Below are 16,013 nucleotides of genomic sequence, written 5' to 3'. Positions count from 1 at the left end.
CTCGTCTTCCAGCAAGGCGACGAGGTGTGGCTCATCGGGAGGCGCAACCTGAACGGCAGCGGCGACTACGACCTGGGATGGGACCGGTACGCGCCCGAGGTGCAGTCGCTTCTGTACGAGCTCGACTACTGGACGCACCTGAAACGCTGCGCGATCTGGCGCGTTGATCCCGAGTCTCTTGCGGTGACTTGGCTGACCGATCTGCCGAGCCGCGGCGACACATGCTTCGCCGGCATCCTCGACGATGGCGACGGCGACTACACGATCTACAATTACACGAACGCGCTGGACGGACCGGATCTCGTGTGGGTGAAGGGGCAGCTCTCGCCGACGATCATCAATCGTGTGACGTTTCACCTGCCAGAACGGATCAGCCGCCGCGCAGCCCCGCGATCAGCGGCTGGCGCGCCGCGCGCCACGCGGGCAACAAGCCGCCGACGAACCCCAGCACGCCCGCGGCGATCATGCCCGCGATCATCGTTTGCGTGGTGACCTGAAACGCGAACGCAACCTCGCTGAACGAGATGAAGTTCGTCGTGCTGGTGACAAGGCCGTTCAGGGGCAGGGCGAGCAGGCAGCCGAGCACCCCGCCGACCAGGGCGATGAGAATCGACTCGCCGAGGAACGAGAGCATCACGACGAAAGGATGGAACCCGAGCACAAGCATGATGCTGATTTCTCGTACGCGCTGGCCCACCGCGTTGAACATCGTGTTCATCGCGCCGAAGATCGCGCCCACGCCCATGATGGCCGTGACGAAGACGCCGATGAAACGCACGAGGTTCGCGAGCATCTCGGACTGCGCCTCGTAGAATTCGGTTTCACGCTTCACCTGCACGCCGAGTCGCGGATCGTCTTCGAGTTCCTTTTTCAGCGCGTCGTATCGCGACGGGTCCTTCATGCGAAAGATGACCGTCTGGAAGACGTCGCCGCGAAACGCGGGCATGAGCACGGCGTTGTCGCCCCACACCTCGGATTCGAACGCCGCGCCGGCCGCTTCGAAACTGCCGACGACCGTCACGGTGGTCTGGCCGAACTTGACCGTGTCACCGATCGCGAGACCCGCGAAACGCGCGGCGATGCGCGAGCCCACGATGACCTCGTCCGCGCCGGGGGCGAACATGCGGCCTTGCGTGATCTTCACTTCGCGGCGCAGGGCGGTCGCCTCGGGATCGACGCCTCGCACCATGACGTTCGACGAACCGTTGCCGTCGATGCGGTCCTTGACGACCACCACCACGACCTCGGGCGAGAACATCGGCCGGCTACCCTCGCCGACCGCCACGTCGGGCAGAGCGCGGGCGATGTTCGCCGCGTCGCGCGTGATGCCGCTGCTGATCTCGGAATCGGCACCCTTGCGCAGCAGCTTCACGTTGTCGGGCGAGCCGGTCGAGGTGAGCGCCGCCTGGAATCCGTTCGCGAGCGACAGCGCGCCGATGAGAATCATGATCGTCATGGCGATGCCGACGACGGCGGCGAGCGTGGAGACGGGACGCTGGATGGCGTTGCGGATGTTGTAGCTGATGGGAATGGCCATCGGTCGCTCCTATTCCACGCGCCGCAGGGCGTCGACGATTTTTAGCCTCGCGGCCTGAACGGCCGGGATGAGGCCGCTCACCGCGCCGATGACGAGCGCGATGGCGATGCCCATGCCGATCGTCGACCAGTTCACCGTCATGACGGGCAGCATGCCGCCCGCGTTGAATTCGGAACCTTCGATGAGCACCTTGGAGAACACCGCGCCCGCCGCGCCGCCGCCCACGGTGATGATGGCCGCTTCGGCGAGCACCATGAGAAAAATCGCGCGATCCTCGAACCCGAGCGTCTTCATCGCGCCGATCTCGGCGGTGCGTTCGCGCACCGTCATGACCATCGTATTCGCGGCGACGAAGAGGATGGCGAAGACGACCGCGAAGCCGATGACGCCGAGCACAAAGGGCAGGTTGCCGAACATGCTGACGAAACCCGCCTGAAACGCGCGCTCGGTTTCGGTCTTCGTTTGCGCCGAGGAGTTTTCGAAGAGCAGGTCCACCTGCCGCGCCACGTCGGCCGCGTGCGTGGGATCGGTGAGTTCCAGCGAAAAGATTCCCGCTCGCGCCTGCTGATTCGAGTTTTCGTACAGGTACTTCCAGTGGAAGAACACGGTTTCCTCGCCGAAGGATTTGTTCTTCGGGCGATAGACCGCGCGGGCCACGAATTCCCACGAACCGGGATAGATCGTCCCGTTGATCGCGAAGGTCTGGCCGATCTTCCAGCCCATCTTGTTCATGAGCTTCTCGCCGACGACGGCGGCGTTACGCTCCAGCATGAACGACGCGAGCTTGGGATCGACACCCGGCGGCAGGTCGACCGCGGCCTGCGCGGGCGAGGCGTCCACGATGTCCATCTCCGCGACGTACTGCGGGAAAAACGTCTCGGCTTCCACCGCGAACTGAGGGTAGAAGTTCTTGGGGTTGACCGGGTCCTGCCCGCCGAACCAGTTCTGAATCGACACGCTCTTCACGTTCGGCACGGCCTTGAGACGTTCCTTGTAGGCCATCGGCAGGTCGAACACGAGGGAGATGGCGTTGCGCGTGATGAGGCGCGATTCGCTGCCGACCTCGATGGTCGATTCGAGCGTGTCGAGAATCCCCTGCAGCGTGCAGAACAGAAAGATCGCGACGAAGACCGAGAGCATGGTCAGCGTCGTTCGCAACTTCTTGCGGCCGAGGTTCACGGCCACGAGATTCAGCATGCTCATGGCGCGCTCCTCTAAGCCGACAATTGGCCTTTATCGAGGTGGACGGTGCGGCCCGCGCGCTGGGCGGCGTGGGGGTCGTGCGTGACCATCACGATGGTCTTCTTGAACTCTTTGTTGAGCCGTTCGAGGAGCTTCAGCACGTCGTCCGCGGATGGCCGGTCGAGGTCGCCCGTGGGTTCGTCGGCCAGCAGCACCTCGGGGTCCGACACGAGCGCGCGTGCGATCGCCACGCGCTGCTCCTGCCCGCCCGAGAGCTGGCGCGGATAGTGTTTCACCCGGTCGCCGAGACCGACGAGTTCGAGCGCGGTCTGCGCGCGTTTGCGCCGCTCCTTCGCACTCATCTTCAGCAGCAGCAGCGGCAGCTCGACGTTTTGCAGCGCGTTCAAAACGGGAATCAGGTTGTACATCTGAAAGATGTAGCCGATGTTTCGCGAGCGCCAACGCGCCAACGCACGCCCACCGAGGCCGGCGATATTGGTTCCCGCGACCAGTACGTCGCCCGATGTCGGCTGATCCACGCCGCCGATGAGGTTGAGCACGGTGGTCTTGCCGCTACCCGCCGGGCCCATGAGCGCGACGAATTCCCCGGCGTCGATTTTCAGGCTCAGGTTCGCGAGAACGGGCACCGCCTGCTTGTCGCGGTGATACGTCTTCGACACGCTCTTCAGTTCGACGGCGCCCATGCGTTCCTCCGAAATGTCCGTTTCCCGTCACGCAATTCGTTTCAGCTTCCCGCCACGCGGACCGTTTGCCCGTCGCGAAGTCCGCCCGGTGGATTCACGACCACCTTCTCCCCGCCCGAAAGCCCCGACGTGATTTCGATTTCGCTGCCGATTTTCACGCCGGTTTTCACGGCGACCGATTTTGTCATGTCCTTATCGACCACCCACACGTTCGTCGCGGATCCGCTCGTCACGACGGCTGCCGCCGGGGCCGTCACGCGTCTCGGTTCGATCGGCGCGGCCGGGTCGGGCGTCTCGTCGAGGAACACGACCTTGGCGGCCATTTCGGGCATGATGCGCGAGTCTTTGTCGTCGATGGCGACCTTCACGAGCACCGTCGCCTTTTGCCGATCCGCCGTCGGCACCACCTGACGCACCCGCCCGCGAAACTCCACACCGGGATACGCATCGAGCGAGATTTTCGCCGGCTGGTCGCCTCGGATACGGGCGATGTAGGCTTCGTTCACATCGACCTCGACCTCGAGCGTGTCGAGATCGGCCATGGTGACGATGGACGTACGGGTGAATGCGCCGCCCGCGCCGGCGGGCGAGACCACCTCGCCCAGTTCCGCGTCCTTTCGCAGCACCGTGCCGTCGAAGGGCGCGCGCACGCGGGTGCTTTCGAGATTGACCGACGCGAGGTGCGAATTCGCGCGGGCGCTTTCGAGCTGCGCATTCGCCACCCGGGCGCGGGACTCGGCCTGCTCGAACTCGGTGGTCGAGATGTAGCTCTTCGCGAGCAGTTCCTTCGCGCGTTTGTGCGTGCTCTCGGCCAGATCGCGCTCGGCCTCGGCCTGCTTCACGGCGGCCTGCGCAGCGGAGACGGCGGCGCGAAAATCGCCATCCTCGATCATCGCCAAGATCTCGCCTTTCCTGACCAGCGAACCCTCCGCGACATCGAGCCGGGTGAGTCGACCCATGATTTTCGCCGAGACCGATGCGCGCGTGCGGGCGACGACATATCCGTTCGCCGCAATCCCGCTGCCGTGAGATCCGGGCGCGCCGCCCGTGGCGAGCACGGTGGCAACCGTCACCTCGGGCGCGTCGCCGGTCCAAAAATACCAACCCGCCCCCGCGATCAGGCCGACCACGACGACGACGATCAGCCATCGCCGCCACGCGGCGCCGTTTTCTTCGCGATCCGATGCGTTTCTGTCGATGCGAAGGGCCGACAGATCGGGCGCGTTACTCACCGCTTTTCTCCAAATCGAACATGAGCCTGCTCTATTTGCGTCGCCGCCGCCCGCCGATCCATGACCGCGGTCAGCAGCGAATCGAAAAACCCGAATTGTTTCACGCGGAGCGTTTTTGCTCTTCGTCGATCATATTGTCCACACCCGCAAAACGCTTCTGAAACAGCAAGAGGACCACCGCGCCGACGAGCACGGCAAACCAAAGCGTCGCCATGCGGATGATCATCGTGGCGGTTCCCGCCGCGCCCTTGGCCAGCGCCGCACCCGCCATCATTGCGCCGTTTTGCAACATGGCGATCATCGCCCCGTCGGTCAGACCCAGTCCGCCGGGCGCGACGGCTCCCACGATGGTGCCGAAGGCGTAGATGAACGACGCCGTGCCGATCCCCGCGCCGCCGTGGAACAGCCGGATGACGATGTAGAATGCCAAGCACTCGCACATCCACGCGGCGATGGAGAGCGCGGTCGCGATCGTGAGAGGTCCGATGCGCACCAGCGCCGACAAACTGTCGTAGAGCGTGTGGAAACGATGGCCGATCTTTTCCAGCACGGGCAGCTTTTCAACCATGCCGATGATGGCGAGCGAAATCCGCCGGTTGCCGATGACGAGAATGAAAGCGGCGAGGACCGCGGCGACGACGAGCAGGATGTAGAGGTCGCCCGCGGCCAGAAGCCCGATCCCGGCGAAGGAGATGATGACGAGGGCGATGAAGTCGGTGAGTCGTTCCGCGACCACGATCGGCATCGATCGTGCAAGGTCGGTGCCCGTCGCCTGTTTCAAAAAGAGCGACTTGAGCAGCTCGCCGATCTTGCCGGGGCTGATCGCCATGACGAGGCCGGAGAGGAAGATGATGAAGCTGGTGTCCTTGGGACACGAAATGCCCATGTGGCGCAGGTAATAATCCCACTTCAGGAAACGCAGGATGTAGTTGGTGAACGCGAGCGCGAGCAGGAGCGGCGCGAAGCCCCAACGAAACGTGCCGAGCGCCTCGGCCACGTCGCTCCACCCGGAGTAGACGACGATGCCGAGATAGACGAGCCCGCCCAGGGCGATTCCCGCCAGTAACTTGCCCCGCAGTTTTGAGATGACGGTCAGGTGCGCCTCCGCCGCGTCAGGGCAGTTCGAGCGAGATGTAGTAGGCGTAAGGTCCGCGCTGCACGAGCACGACGGACGAACTCTTGAGACGCAGTGCGGCCACGGCCGAGGCAAAATCGTCTTCGTCGCGCAGTTCGCGGCTGTCGATCGCGAGCAAACCGTCTCCCGCGCGGATGCCGATCTTCTCCGCCGCGGAGCCCGATTTGACGCGGCGGATCATCAACCCCTTTCCGCCCGGAAGTCGAAGCGCCTTTGCTTCGGACGCGCTCGCCGGTTTCACCTCGAGGCCGAGCAGCGTCCACGCATAGGGATCGACCATCGACTTGGGGAAGCCCGTGGGGGTCACCGTGATGGTGCGCGGCTCGTTATTGCGGGAGAGGGCGAAATCGACCGGCGTGCCGACCGTGTAGCCGAGAATGATGCTGCGGTAGGCGTCGACGGCGGGGGCCTTGTGCGTGCCGACCGACTCGATCAGATCGCCTTCCTGCACGCCGGCCTTCGCCGCGGGGGAATCGGGAAAGACCATCGAGACGTAGATGCGGGCGATGCCGTTGTAACCGAGACTCTGGCGCACGCGCGTGGGGATGTCCTTGATCCGGATTCCGAACCAACCGTAGTGGACCTTCCCGTACTGGATGAGGTCGTCGACGATGCGGCGGGCGGAGTTGATCGGGATCGCGAAGCCGATGCCCTGCGCCTGGCCGTACACGGCGGTCGTGATGCCGATGACCTCGCCGTCGAGGTTCAGCAGCGGTCCGCCCGAGTTGCCCGGATTGATCGACGCGTCGGTCTGCAGGAAGTCCACGTAAACGCGGCTCGCGTCGGTGCGGATCGTGCGCTCCGACGCGGAAATGACGCCCGTCGTGACGGTGTTGGACAGGCCGAAGGGGTTGCCGATGGCGACAACCGTCTCGCCGATCATGATGTCGGAACTGTCGCCCAGCCGCGCCGTGGGAAACGGCTTGTCCGAGTCGATTTTGAGCACGGCGAGGTCGCGGGCGGGCTCGGAGCCCACGACGCGGGCATTGAATGTTCGCCCGTCCTGCAACGTCACTTTCACGCGGCTCGCGCGCAGGATGACGTGTTCGTTCGTGAGAATGTAGCCCGTGGGGTCGATGATCAAGCCGCTGCCCAGCGAGGATTCAGGCCGGTCGTTGGGGCGATAGCGCTCGAAATAGTCCTTGAAAAACTTGTCCCACATCGGGTCGCGCAAGCCTGAAAACGGTCCACCCGTCGCCGCGTCCTGTTCGGTGGAAATATTGACGACCGACGGAGCGATCTCACGGACCGCCTTGACCACCGGCGTCACGCGCGCCTCGCTCGCCTCCGCCGCGCGCGTGGCGATGGCAGGCAGCAACAGGCCCGCGAAGACGGCGAGCACCGCCGCGACGCCGACCGGACGTTTCATCGCGACCTCCCGAAAAACGCCCCTGATTACGGGCGGGGGACGGCGGTGTCAAGGAAAAGCGAGTTTAGGAACATTTCGCGAAGCCGTGACGCATCGCGTCAATCGACCGTCGCACCGGAGCCGGCGGATGTAACCGGCGACAGCGAACCGGGGGTCTGTCGCCAAGGCGCGAACCGCGTCTCGACCGGATGCGGAAAAAATCTCCTGAAATCAAGGAAATGCACGCCAAACGCGGAAAAAACGGTGAGATTTCCCCCTGAACCGGTAGTGCGTCGTTGACCGACACGGACTCCATCTCTATGATCCGCGTCAGCTTTTGGTGCTCCTTAACATTTGGGTCGAATCATGTTGGAAATACGGTTTCACGGGCGCGGCGGCCAAGGCGCCGTGACGAGCGCCGAACTTCTCGCCCACGCCGCGATCGCAGAAGGCAAATTCGCTCAGTCCTTCCCCAGCTTCGGGCCCGAGCGCCGCGGTGCGCCCGTGCTCGCGTTTGCGCGGATCGACGAGCAGAAGATCTACCTGCGCGAGCAGGTGTACGAGCCCGATCTGGTCATCGTGCTCGACGCGGCCCTGCTCGACATCGTCAAGGTGGACGAGGGCGTCAAGGAAGGCGGAGTCATCGTCGTCAACACCGGCGAGAACCCGGACGAGCTGCGCGCGCGCTACGGGTATACGCGGCGGGTGGCGACGGTGAACGCGCAGACCATCGCGATCGAGGTCCTCAAGCGGCCGATCGTCAACACGACCATGCTCGGCGGCGCGATCCGTGCCAAGGGCATGGTGGCCCTCGAATCGCTCAAGCACCCGCTCGAAGAGCGATTCGGCGCACTGGCCGCGCGGAATTTCCTCGTCATGCAGCGCGCTTTTGACGAACTCAAGATGGGAGCCTGACCGTGAAGTTGAATCCCAATCCAAAAACATCGGAACTTGAGCTGGGCATGGCGGTGCTGACGCCGGGCTCTGCGCGGTTGTACGAAACCGGCGGCTGGCGCAGTTTCTACCCCAAGACCGACGAGAGTCGGTGCATCGCGTGCGGGATGTGCTGGATCTTCTGCCCGGACGCCTGCCGCGTCCTGACCCCCCGCCTGAATCCGATCGTGGGACTGACGCCGAACTTCTACGATTTCGAGCCGAAATACTGCAAGGGATGCGGCATCTGCGCGCAGGAATGCCCGACGAGCGCGATCCGGATGATCGAGGAGGGCAAATAATGCACGACGACGTCCGCCGCCGGATCGGCATCGAGGTCTCGCTCGGGCACGCCGAGGCGGTGAAACTTTGCAACGTGGATGCGATCGCGGCCTACCCCATCACCCCGCAGACGCACATCGTGGAGCATCTGTCCGAACTGTGCGCCGACGGCGAGATCGACGCCGCTTACGTTCCGGTCGAGAGCGAACACTCGGCGATGAGCGCGTGCATCGGCATGTCGGCCACCGGGTGCCGCACCTTCACGGCGACCAGCTCGCAGGGCCTCGCGCTGATGCACGAGGTGCTCTTCATCGCGTCGGGAATGCGGTTTCCCATCGTGATGACCGTGGTGAACCGGGCGCTGTCGGCCCCGCTCAACATCTGGGGCGACCAGTCGGACATCATGGCGAACCGCGACATCGGATGGATCCAACTTTTCGGCAACAACGGTCAGGAGTGCTACGACCTCACCCCGATGTGCTTCAAGATCGCCGAGGACCATCGCGTCCTTCTGCCGACGATCCTGAACATCGACGGGTTCACGGTCTCGCACGTCGTCGAACCGATCGAGACGCTGACCCGGGAAGACGTGGACGGGTTCCTGCCGCCCTACGAACCGGTGCTGCGGCTCGACGTGGACAAGCCGGCGATGTTCGGCGCGGTCGGCCACCCCGACGTTTATACCGAGGTAAAAAAGGTCCTGGACGACACGCTGATCGCCTCGCGGACCGTCATCGACGAGGTTTTCGAGGAATTCGGTCAGCGATTCGGACGCACCTACAAGGCGGTCGAGGAATACAGGACCGAGGACGCTGACACGATCGTGTTCACGATCGGCGGCACCATCGGCGAAATCGCCCACGTTTCGGTCGACGCGCTTCGAGCCGAAGGCCACAAGGTCGGTCAGGTGTTGCTGCGCGTGTGGCGGCCATTTCCGTATGACGACATCCGTCGCGTGCTCGATGGACGCAAGTGCGTCGTCGTGTACGACCGGGCGCTGTCGTTCGGCGGCCCCGGCGGGCCCGTGGCATCGGAGATTCGCGCGGCCATGTACGGCCGGCCCGGCGCGCCGCCGATCCACTCGATCGTCGCGGCGCTCGGTGGGCGCGACATCCGCTGGCGGCACATCGTCGATCAGGTGAAGCAGGCGCAGATCCGCGCGCTGGAGGGGCCGTTCCCTCCCTACGAAATGGTGGGGGTGCGGCAATGACCGCGAATCTCACGAACAACTTCGAGGTGTTCGCGCCCCGGCTCGTCAGCCAGGACGAGATCTTCACGTCGGGCCACCGGGCCTGTCAGGGCTGTGGCCCCGCCACGGCCCTGCGGCAGATCGGCAAGGCGATCGGGCGCGAGCTGATCGTGTGCAACGCGACGGGCTGCATGGAGATCGTCGCGTCGCCGTATCCGTTCAGCGCATGGGAGGTGCCCTGGATTCACGTAGCGTTCGAAAACACCGCCGCGATCGCGTCGGGCGTGGCCGCCGGCATCGAGGTGCTGCGCCGCAAGGGCAAGTTCTACACGAATCACGAAAAGATCACGGTGCTGGGCATCGGCGGCGACGGCGGCACGATGGACATCGGCCTGCAGGCGCTGTCGGGCGCGCTCGAACGCGGGCACGACTTTCTCTACATCTGCTACGACAACGAAGCCTACATGAACACGGGCATCCAGCGTTCGTCGGGCACGCCGTTCGGCGCGTCGACGACCACGAGCCCGTCGGGCAAGGCGAGCTTCGGCCAGAAGACGAACAAAAAGAACTTCGCCGAGATCTGCATCGCGCACGACATCCCCTACGTCGCAACGGCGTCGGTTTCGCACCCGTCCGACCTGATGGCGAAGGTGAAAAAGGGCGCGGAGGTTAAGGGCCCCGCGGTGCTGCATGTTTTCGCGCCGTGCCCCACGGGTTGGCGATGCGGGAGCGAGCTGACGATCCGCCTCGCCCGTATGGCGGTGGAGACCGGGATCTTCCCGCTCTACGAATACGAGAATCACGAGTACCGGCTGAACGTGGACATCGACGAGCTGCGCGACATCCGCGAATACGCGGACTGTTTCGAGAAACGGCCCTACATGGAGTCGCAGGGTCGGTTCCGCCATCTGAAAAACGAGGACGAGATTCTCGCGACCATTCAATCCGAGGTGCGCGAGCGATACATGCGTCTGCGCGCGAAATGCGCCAATGTGAGCGGAGGTCGCCGATGAGCGAGGTGTTCGATCCCGCCGTGGTGGATGAGTTCATCGAGCACTGGGGCACGGAACCCTCGGCGCTCATTCAGGTGCTTCAGGACGTGCAGGAAAAGTACCGTTACCTGCCCAAGGACGCGCTCGTGTACGTCTCGAAGAAGCTGCGCGTGCCGCTCGCCAAGGCTTACAACGTGGCGACCTTTTACAACGCGTTTTCGCTCAACCCCATCGGTCGGCGACACGTGTGCGTCTGCATGGGAACGGCGTGCCACGTGCGTGGATCGAGCATGGTGCTCGATTCGCTGGCGGCGAATCTCGGCATCAAGCCGGGGCAGACGACGGCCGACGGCGAGTACACCCTCGATACCGTGAATTGCCTCGGGGCGTGTTCGCTCGCGCCGGTCGTGGTCATCAACGACGAGGTTTTCGCGCAGACCTCCGCGGCCAAGGCGAAAAAACTCGTCCTGAAGCCAAAAAAGAAGGGCGCGGCGGCTTCGCCGGAATCCGAAGATGACGAAGACGACGAGAGCGACGCGAACTGACCGCGACCGTAACCGGTTCAAATAATCGGAGATTCGATATGCCCTCTGTTCAAAAGCCGACCGACCTCGCCGCGTGGCGGACGTCGCTGGGCGGCATCTATCCGCCGGGCAAGATCACGCTCGTGATCTCCAACAGCACCTGTGCCCAGGCGTCGCATTCGGTGGACATCATCGAGGCCGCCGAACAGGCGATCGAACGGCGTGGACTGGCCGACCGGGTCGAAGTCCGTGCGACGGGTTGCCACGGATTCTGCCAGATCGAGCCGCTCATCCTCGTCGCCCCGGGAATGACGCTGTATCCGAAGCTTCAGGCGAAGGACGTGGACGCCATCGTCGAGGCCGCGGCCGAAGGCCGCGTGATCGAAGAGCGCACCTGGAAGAACGGCGACGGCGTGCACGTTCAAACCGAGGACCTGCTTCCGTTCTACGCGAAACAGAACACGATGATCAGCGGCGCGAGCCGGTGGGTCGACCCGCTGCGGATCGAAACGTATGTCGCGGGCGGCGGCTACGAGGCGCTGGCGAAGGCGTACACGATGACGCCCGAGGCGGTCATCGACGAGATCAAGGCGTCGGGTCTGCGAGGGCGCGGCGGCGGCGGATTTGCGACGGGACGCAAATGGGAGAGCTGCCGCAAAGCCAAGGGCTATCCCAAGTACGTCGTGTGCAACGCCGACGAGGGCGATCCCGGCGCGTACATGGACCGGGCGCTGCTCGAGGGCAATCCCCATCTCATCATCGAGGGCATGCTCATCGCGGCGCACGCGGTCGGGTCCGATCGGGGATTCGTGTACGTGCGTCACGAGTATCCCGTCGCGGTGCACAACCTGATCGTCGCGATCGACCAGGCGCGCAAGGCGGGACTGCTCGGGAAAAACATCCTGGGCTCCGGCCACGACTTCGATATCGACATCAGCCGCGGCGGCGGCGCGTTCGTGTGCGGCGAATCGACGGCGCTCATGGCGTCGATCGAAGGCAAACCCGGCGAGCCGCGCGCCAAGTACGTGCACACGGTCGAGCATGGTCTGTGGAATCTGCCGACCAACCTGAACAACGTCGAGACTTACGGCAATGTGCCGTGGATCGTGACGAACGGTGCTTCCGAGTACGCGAAGATCGGCACCGAAGGCAGCAAGGGCACCAAGATCTTCAGTCTCGTGGGCAAGGTTCAGAATACGGGCTTGGTCGAAGTGCCGATGGGCATCACGCTGCGAGAGATCGTCGAAGACGTGGGCGGCGGCGTGCCCGAGGGCAAGCATTTCAAGGCGGTGCAGACCGGTGGTCCGTCGGGCGGATGCATCCCGGCCGCGCACCTCGATCTTCAGGTGGATTTCGACCGCCTATGGGATGTCGGCTCGATCATGGGATCGGGCGGTATGATCGTCATGGACGACGACAACTGCATGGTCGATATCGCCCGCTACTTCACGAAATTCCTGATGGAAGAGTCGTGCGGCAAATGCACGCCGTGCCGCGAAGGAATCCGCCACCTGCATCGGATTTTGTCCGACATCGCCGACGGCAAGGGCCGCGAGGGCGACATCGAGCTGCTCGAGAGCATGTCCGAGGCGATCATGAGCACGTCGATCTGCGGCCTCGGGCAATCGGCGCCGATCCCGCTGCTCTCGACGATCCGTTACTTCCGCGAGGAATACGAGGCGCACATCGTCGAACGGCGCTGTCCGGCCGGCGTGTGCAAGGAGCTCGTCAGCTACCGCGTGATCGAGGAAAAGTGCACGGGTTGCACGCTGTGCCTGCGGTCGTGCCCGACCGAGTCGATCCTCGGGTCCAAAAAGGTCCCGCACCAAATCCTCAAGGAAAACTGCATCAAATGCGGCGCGTGCGAGACGGTCTGTAAATTCGACGCCATCGTTCACGGATAGAGGACGCCGTCATGAGTCAAATGATTCCCATCGCCATCGACGGCCTCAAGGTCGAGGTCCCGTACGACACATCGCTGCTGGCGGCGGCGGCCAAATTGGGCATCCGCATTCCGACGATGTGTCATAACGAAAACGTCAAGGCCTACGGCGTGTGCCGCGTGTGCATGGTCGAGGTGGACGAGGGCCGAAAGAAACGCCTCGTGCCTTCGTGCGTTTACACCGTCCGCTCGCCGATCACCGTCTCGACGAAAAGCGACAAGGTTCGCAACGCGCGACGCTGGATTCTGGAGTTCATGCTCGCCAGGTCGCCGAACGAGCCCGCCGTGCGCGAACTCGCCGCCGAGTTCGGTCTCGACGAACCGAATCCGCGCCTCATGCCCGAAGCGGACGCCAATGTCGTGCGTTTCGAGCGCGGGTCCGACCGTTCGCGCTACTTCGCCGAGAGCGCGTGCATCCTGTGCGGGCTGTGCGTGCGCGTGTGCGACGAAATCGTCGGCGCGAACGCGATCGCCTTCGAGGGCCGGGGCGTGGAGCGGCGCGTGACGACTCCCTTCAACGAAGAGAACGAGGCATGCATCGCCTGCGGCGCGTGCGAGGCGGCATGCCCGACGAAGTGCATCGGCTTCATCGACAACGGCGGCGTGCGCGAGCTGGTGCGTTGGAAGAAGAAGACGAACATGATCGCGTGCGAGAACTGCGGCAACTGGTTCATGCCCGAGTCGCTGGCCCGCGTTTACAAAGAGTCGATGAACATTCCCGAGCAGGTGTACAAACAGTGCACCGATTGCCGGAAGAGCGTCTTCGCCTGATTCATCGTACGGGCTCGGAATAAGAAAACGGCCGGGGGTGACCCGGCCGTTTGCGTTTTGGGGAAGGGCGCGGGAACGAGCCCCGCGCCCGACGATTTCGATCACTTCACGACGAATTCGACGCGGCGGTTCTGCGCCTTTCCGTCGGCCGACGTATTGTCGGCGATCGGCTTGGATTCGCCGTAGCCGATGGGCTCGAGCTTCGACGCGTCGATGCCCTTGCCCGAAAGGTACGCACGCACGGAGGCCGCGCGGCGCTGGGACAGGTCGAGATTTCTCTCGTCGCTGCCGTCGGCGTCGGTATGGCCTTCGATCATGATCTTTTCGAAGCCGCACAGCGACTGGATCTGGTCGGCCACGTCGTCGAGCACCGGGAACGACTTGGGCAGGATCTTGTCGGAGTTGACCGCGAAGTAGACCGAGCCCATGGCCTGGATTTTCTTGACCATGGCGATCTCGATCTTGTTGTCGGTGTTCGCCGCGATCGTGATCTTCTCGGTGCTGACCTGATAGTCGTCGGCGCTCACCTCGACGGTGTACGTGCCGGGCTGGACCTTCTGCTTGGATCCGGCCGTGATCGTCGTTCCGTCGGAGAGCTTCACCGTCGCATCGACCGGCTTTTTGGCGCACTTGTCCACGACGGAGACAAACGCCGTGGTGTCGGCTTTGGGAACCGGCGCGAGTTGGATGACGATCTCGACCGTCTCGGCCTTGGTGATCGCCTGGCTCTTTGCGCCTTCCTGATATCCCTCGGCCGTCGCCTTGAAGGTGTAAGAGCCCGGCTTCGCATCAGCCAGCTTGTACTCGCCGCCCTGCGCGACCTGGGCCATGGAGCCCGACGGTCCATTGATGTTGAGCGAGGCCTCGATGGCCTGGCCGTTCTCGTCGATCACTCGCACGAGCACCTTCGCTAGGTCTTCGCGCACGTAGTAATAGGCGAGACCGCCGATGACGCGGTACTGCGGCGCGCCGATGCCGGAGGAAACGCCCGTGCCGCCGCCCGCGAACAGGCTCGGTCCGCGCTTGCCGAACTGATAACCGATGCGCGCCGTCCACTCGGCCGGCACGTTGCGAACGAGATCCGTGTCTTCGATGTCGAAGACCGATCCCCAGCCTTCGATCGACCAGAACAGGCCCATGTCGTACTTGTTGCCGATACCGGCGCCGTATTTGACCGCGTCGCCGATTTCGGTACCGAAAAATTCGTTACGTCCGCGTGCCTGGTAGCCGCCGTTCAGGCCAATGTCGATCGGGCCGAAGTCGTGCTCCAGGGCCAGCGTGCCGCCGCCCGTGACCCGGTTTTCGCCGAGCAGGTGCTCCTCGACGTCGGTCGGGATGATGACGTAGGGCGCGAGCGCGACGCCGATCCAATGCTTGTCCTCGCGAAGCGGCGCGATCTTCATCTCGACCCGGACGTCGCCGACCTCGCGCCAGGTCTCGAGCTCGGGCGAGAGTCCCTCGCCGGTGCGGATGTCAGTGAAGGTGCGCTTGCGCGAATAGTGCAGGGGCACGTCGACGCCGAGACTGAGCCAGGAGAACGTGCCGAACGCGGCCATCAGGTGCGCGGTCGACATTTCGGAGATGAAGTCGTACTCGAACTCGTCATCCTCGTCGTATTTCGACCAGACCGAGTTGGCGTAGTCGCCCACGACGGCGATGCCGGGGCTCCAGCGCGTCAGCGTGTGCGCGTCTTCGATGGCGACGAAATTGCCGCCGAAGATGGAGGGCCGAAACAGCTCCAGGTTCACGCCGTCGAGATCCTGTTGCTCCTCGGGCGTGGTCGTCGTGGTGTCCTGCGCGAGCGCGCTCCCGGCGCAAAGGCACAGGACCGTCGCCACCAGCAACGCGATGGGGCCGAGGTGCGTTCGTTTCGCTCCCCGTTTCCCCGGAAGAAATGCATGCATGATCTGCTCCCTTCTGCATGATGGAAGAATTCCAAGGCATTCGCTCCACATCGCGAAGGCCGCGAGCCCCGAAGCAACTCCCGAGCCAAGCCGGGAAATACAGCGCAACCTAGCGTAATCCTTGGGGATTTCTCGCCAGGGCGGGAATCTCGACGTGGTTCGATGAACTCATCTTAACGCAAATTTTACACAATGGACACAAATTTTTTCGGTTCTTCGCCGATCTGAGCGGATGCCTGCCGGACAGGGGCGGTCCTTTCGTCGTTTGGGCTTGTTGACGACTCAAACTTCGAAGGGGGTCCGCCGATGTCCGCCGATCAGGAGCTTGTCGCGCACTT

The 16,013-nt window shown here is 63.8% G+C and carries 14 protein-coding genes; 7 read left to right on the top strand and 7 right to left on the bottom strand.

The features are described from left to right. Positions 1–370 precede the first annotated feature (370 nt). The 6 genes from IT350_01835 to IT350_01810 all read right to left on the bottom strand — a co-directional run bounded on the left by IT350_01835 (position 371) and on the right by IT350_01810 (position 7,159). Positions 371–1,537, bottom strand: a complete 1,167-nt coding sequence (locus IT350_01835; protein ID MCC6156763.1) for an ABC transporter permease — start codon at positions 1,535–1,537, stop codon at positions 371–373. 9 nt (positions 1,538–1,546) lie between these two features. Continuing rightward, positions 1,547–2,740, bottom strand: a complete 1,194-nt coding sequence (locus IT350_01830; GenBank protein MCC6156762.1) for an ABC transporter permease — start codon at positions 2,738–2,740, stop codon at positions 1,547–1,549. 11 nt (positions 2,741–2,751) lie between these two features. Continuing rightward, positions 2,752–3,423 (bottom strand): ABC transporter ATP-binding protein, encoded by a 672-nt coding sequence (locus tag IT350_01825; GenBank protein ID MCC6156761.1) that lies wholly within the window; start codon positions 3,421–3,423, stop codon positions 2,752–2,754. Positions 3,424–3,464: 41 nt separating this feature from the next. Beyond that, positions 3,465–4,655: an efflux RND transporter periplasmic adaptor subunit gene (locus IT350_01820; GenBank protein MCC6156760.1), complete on the bottom strand. Its 1,191-nt coding sequence runs from the start codon at positions 4,653–4,655 to the stop codon at positions 3,465–3,467. Between the two features lie 100 nt (positions 4,656–4,755). Beyond that, positions 4,756–5,865: a flippase-like domain-containing protein gene (locus IT350_01815; protein MCC6156759.1), complete on the bottom strand. Its 1,110-nt coding sequence runs from the start codon at positions 5,863–5,865 to the stop codon at positions 4,756–4,758. Next, on the bottom strand, positions 5,768–7,159 hold the full coding sequence (locus tag IT350_01810) for a trypsin-like peptidase domain-containing protein (GenBank protein MCC6156758.1): 1,392 nt from the start codon (positions 7,157–7,159) through the stop codon (positions 5,768–5,770). The genes IT350_01815 and IT350_01810 overlap by 98 nt, the downstream gene beginning before the upstream one ends. 345 nt (positions 7,160–7,504) lie before the next feature. On the opposite strand from IT350_01810, the gene IT350_01805 reads away from it, so the two are divergent. From IT350_01805 to IT350_01775, 7 genes are read left to right on the top strand one after another with little or no spacing between them, the layout of a single operon-like run. Further along, positions 7,505–8,053 carry a 2-oxoacid:acceptor oxidoreductase family protein gene (locus IT350_01805; protein ID MCC6156757.1) on the top strand — a complete coding sequence of 183 codons (549 nt, stop codon included), beginning with the start codon at positions 7,505–7,507 and terminating at the stop codon, positions 8,051–8,053. Positions 8,054–8,100: 47 nt separating this feature from the next. Next, positions 8,101–8,373: a 4Fe-4S binding protein gene (locus tag IT350_01800; GenBank protein MCC6156756.1), complete on the top strand. Its 273-nt coding sequence runs from the start codon at positions 8,101–8,103 to the stop codon at positions 8,371–8,373. Then, positions 8,373–9,563, top strand: a complete 1,191-nt coding sequence (gene porA, locus IT350_01795) for a pyruvate ferredoxin oxidoreductase (protein ID MCC6156755.1) — start codon at positions 8,373–8,375, stop codon at positions 9,561–9,563. The genes IT350_01800 and porA overlap by 1 nt, the downstream gene beginning before the upstream one ends. Beyond that, positions 9,560–10,555, top strand: a complete 996-nt coding sequence (locus IT350_01790; protein ID MCC6156754.1) for a pyruvate ferredoxin oxidoreductase — start codon at positions 9,560–9,562, stop codon at positions 10,553–10,555. Before porA ends, IT350_01790 begins: the two co-directional genes overlap by 4 nt. After that, entirely contained in the window at positions 10,525–11,079 is a 555-nt protein-coding gene (locus IT350_01785; protein MCC6156753.1) for an NAD(P)H-dependent oxidoreductase subunit E, read from the top strand. Before IT350_01790 ends, IT350_01785 begins: the two co-directional genes overlap by 31 nt. A 38-nt stretch (positions 11,080–11,117) precedes the next feature. Next, complete coding sequence (locus IT350_01780) at positions 11,118–12,962, top strand: 4Fe-4S binding protein (protein ID MCC6156752.1); 1,845 nt, start codon at positions 11,118–11,120, stop codon at positions 12,960–12,962. An 11-nt stretch (positions 12,963–12,973) separates the two neighbouring features. Beyond that, positions 12,974–13,771, top strand: a complete 798-nt coding sequence (locus tag IT350_01775; protein MCC6156751.1) for a (2Fe-2S)-binding protein — start codon at positions 12,974–12,976, stop codon at positions 13,769–13,771. Between the two features lie 101 nt (positions 13,772–13,872). Here IT350_01775 and IT350_01770 read toward each other — a convergent pair whose 3' ends face one another. Next, the gene (locus IT350_01770; protein ID MCC6156750.1) at positions 13,873–15,675 is read right to left on the bottom strand and encodes an OmpA family protein; all 1,803 of its coding nucleotides are present in this window, start codon (positions 15,673–15,675) and stop codon (positions 13,873–13,875) included. Between the last annotated feature and the right edge of the window lie 338 nt (positions 15,676–16,013).

The organism is Deltaproteobacteria bacterium, assembly GCA_020845895.1.
GTDB lineage: Bacteria > Lernaellota > Lernaellaia > JACKCT01 > JACKCT01 > JADLEX01.
This window is presented reverse-complemented; position numbering and strand designations above follow the sequence as displayed.

Coding starts and splice junctions, on each gene's coding strand:
- IT350_01835 (MCC6156763.1), bottom strand. CDS start 1,537: ATGGCCATTCCCATCAGCTACAACATCCGCAACGCCATCCAGCGTCCC.
- IT350_01830 (MCC6156762.1), bottom strand. CDS start 2,740: ATGAGCATGCTGAATCTCGTGGCCGTGAACCTCGGCCGCAAGAAGTTG.
- IT350_01825 (MCC6156761.1), bottom strand. CDS start 3,423: ATGGGCGCCGTCGAACTGAAGAGCGTGTCGAAGACGTATCACCGCGAC.
- IT350_01810 (MCC6156758.1), bottom strand. CDS start 7,159: ATGAAACGTCCGGTCGGCGTCGCGGCGGTGCTCGCCGTCTTCGCGGGC.
- IT350_01805 (MCC6156757.1), top strand. CDS start 7,505: ATGTTGGAAATACGGTTTCACGGGCGCGGCGGCCAAGGCGCCGTGACG.
- IT350_01800 (MCC6156756.1), top strand. CDS start 8,101: ATGGCGGTGCTGACGCCGGGCTCTGCGCGGTTGTACGAAACCGGCGGC.
- porA (MCC6156755.1), top strand. CDS start 8,373: ATGCACGACGACGTCCGCCGCCGGATCGGCATCGAGGTCTCGCTCGGG.
- IT350_01790 (MCC6156754.1), top strand. CDS start 9,560: ATGACCGCGAATCTCACGAACAACTTCGAGGTGTTCGCGCCCCGGCTC.
- IT350_01785 (MCC6156753.1), top strand. CDS start 10,525: ATGCGCCAATGTGAGCGGAGGTCGCCGATGAGCGAGGTGTTCGATCCC.
- IT350_01780 (MCC6156752.1), top strand. CDS start 11,118: ATGCCCTCTGTTCAAAAGCCGACCGACCTCGCCGCGTGGCGGACGTCG.
- IT350_01775 (MCC6156751.1), top strand. CDS start 12,974: ATGAGTCAAATGATTCCCATCGCCATCGACGGCCTCAAGGTCGAGGTC.
- IT350_01770 (MCC6156750.1), bottom strand. CDS start 15,675: ATGCATGCATTTCTTCCGGGGAAACGGGGAGCGAAACGAACGCACCTC.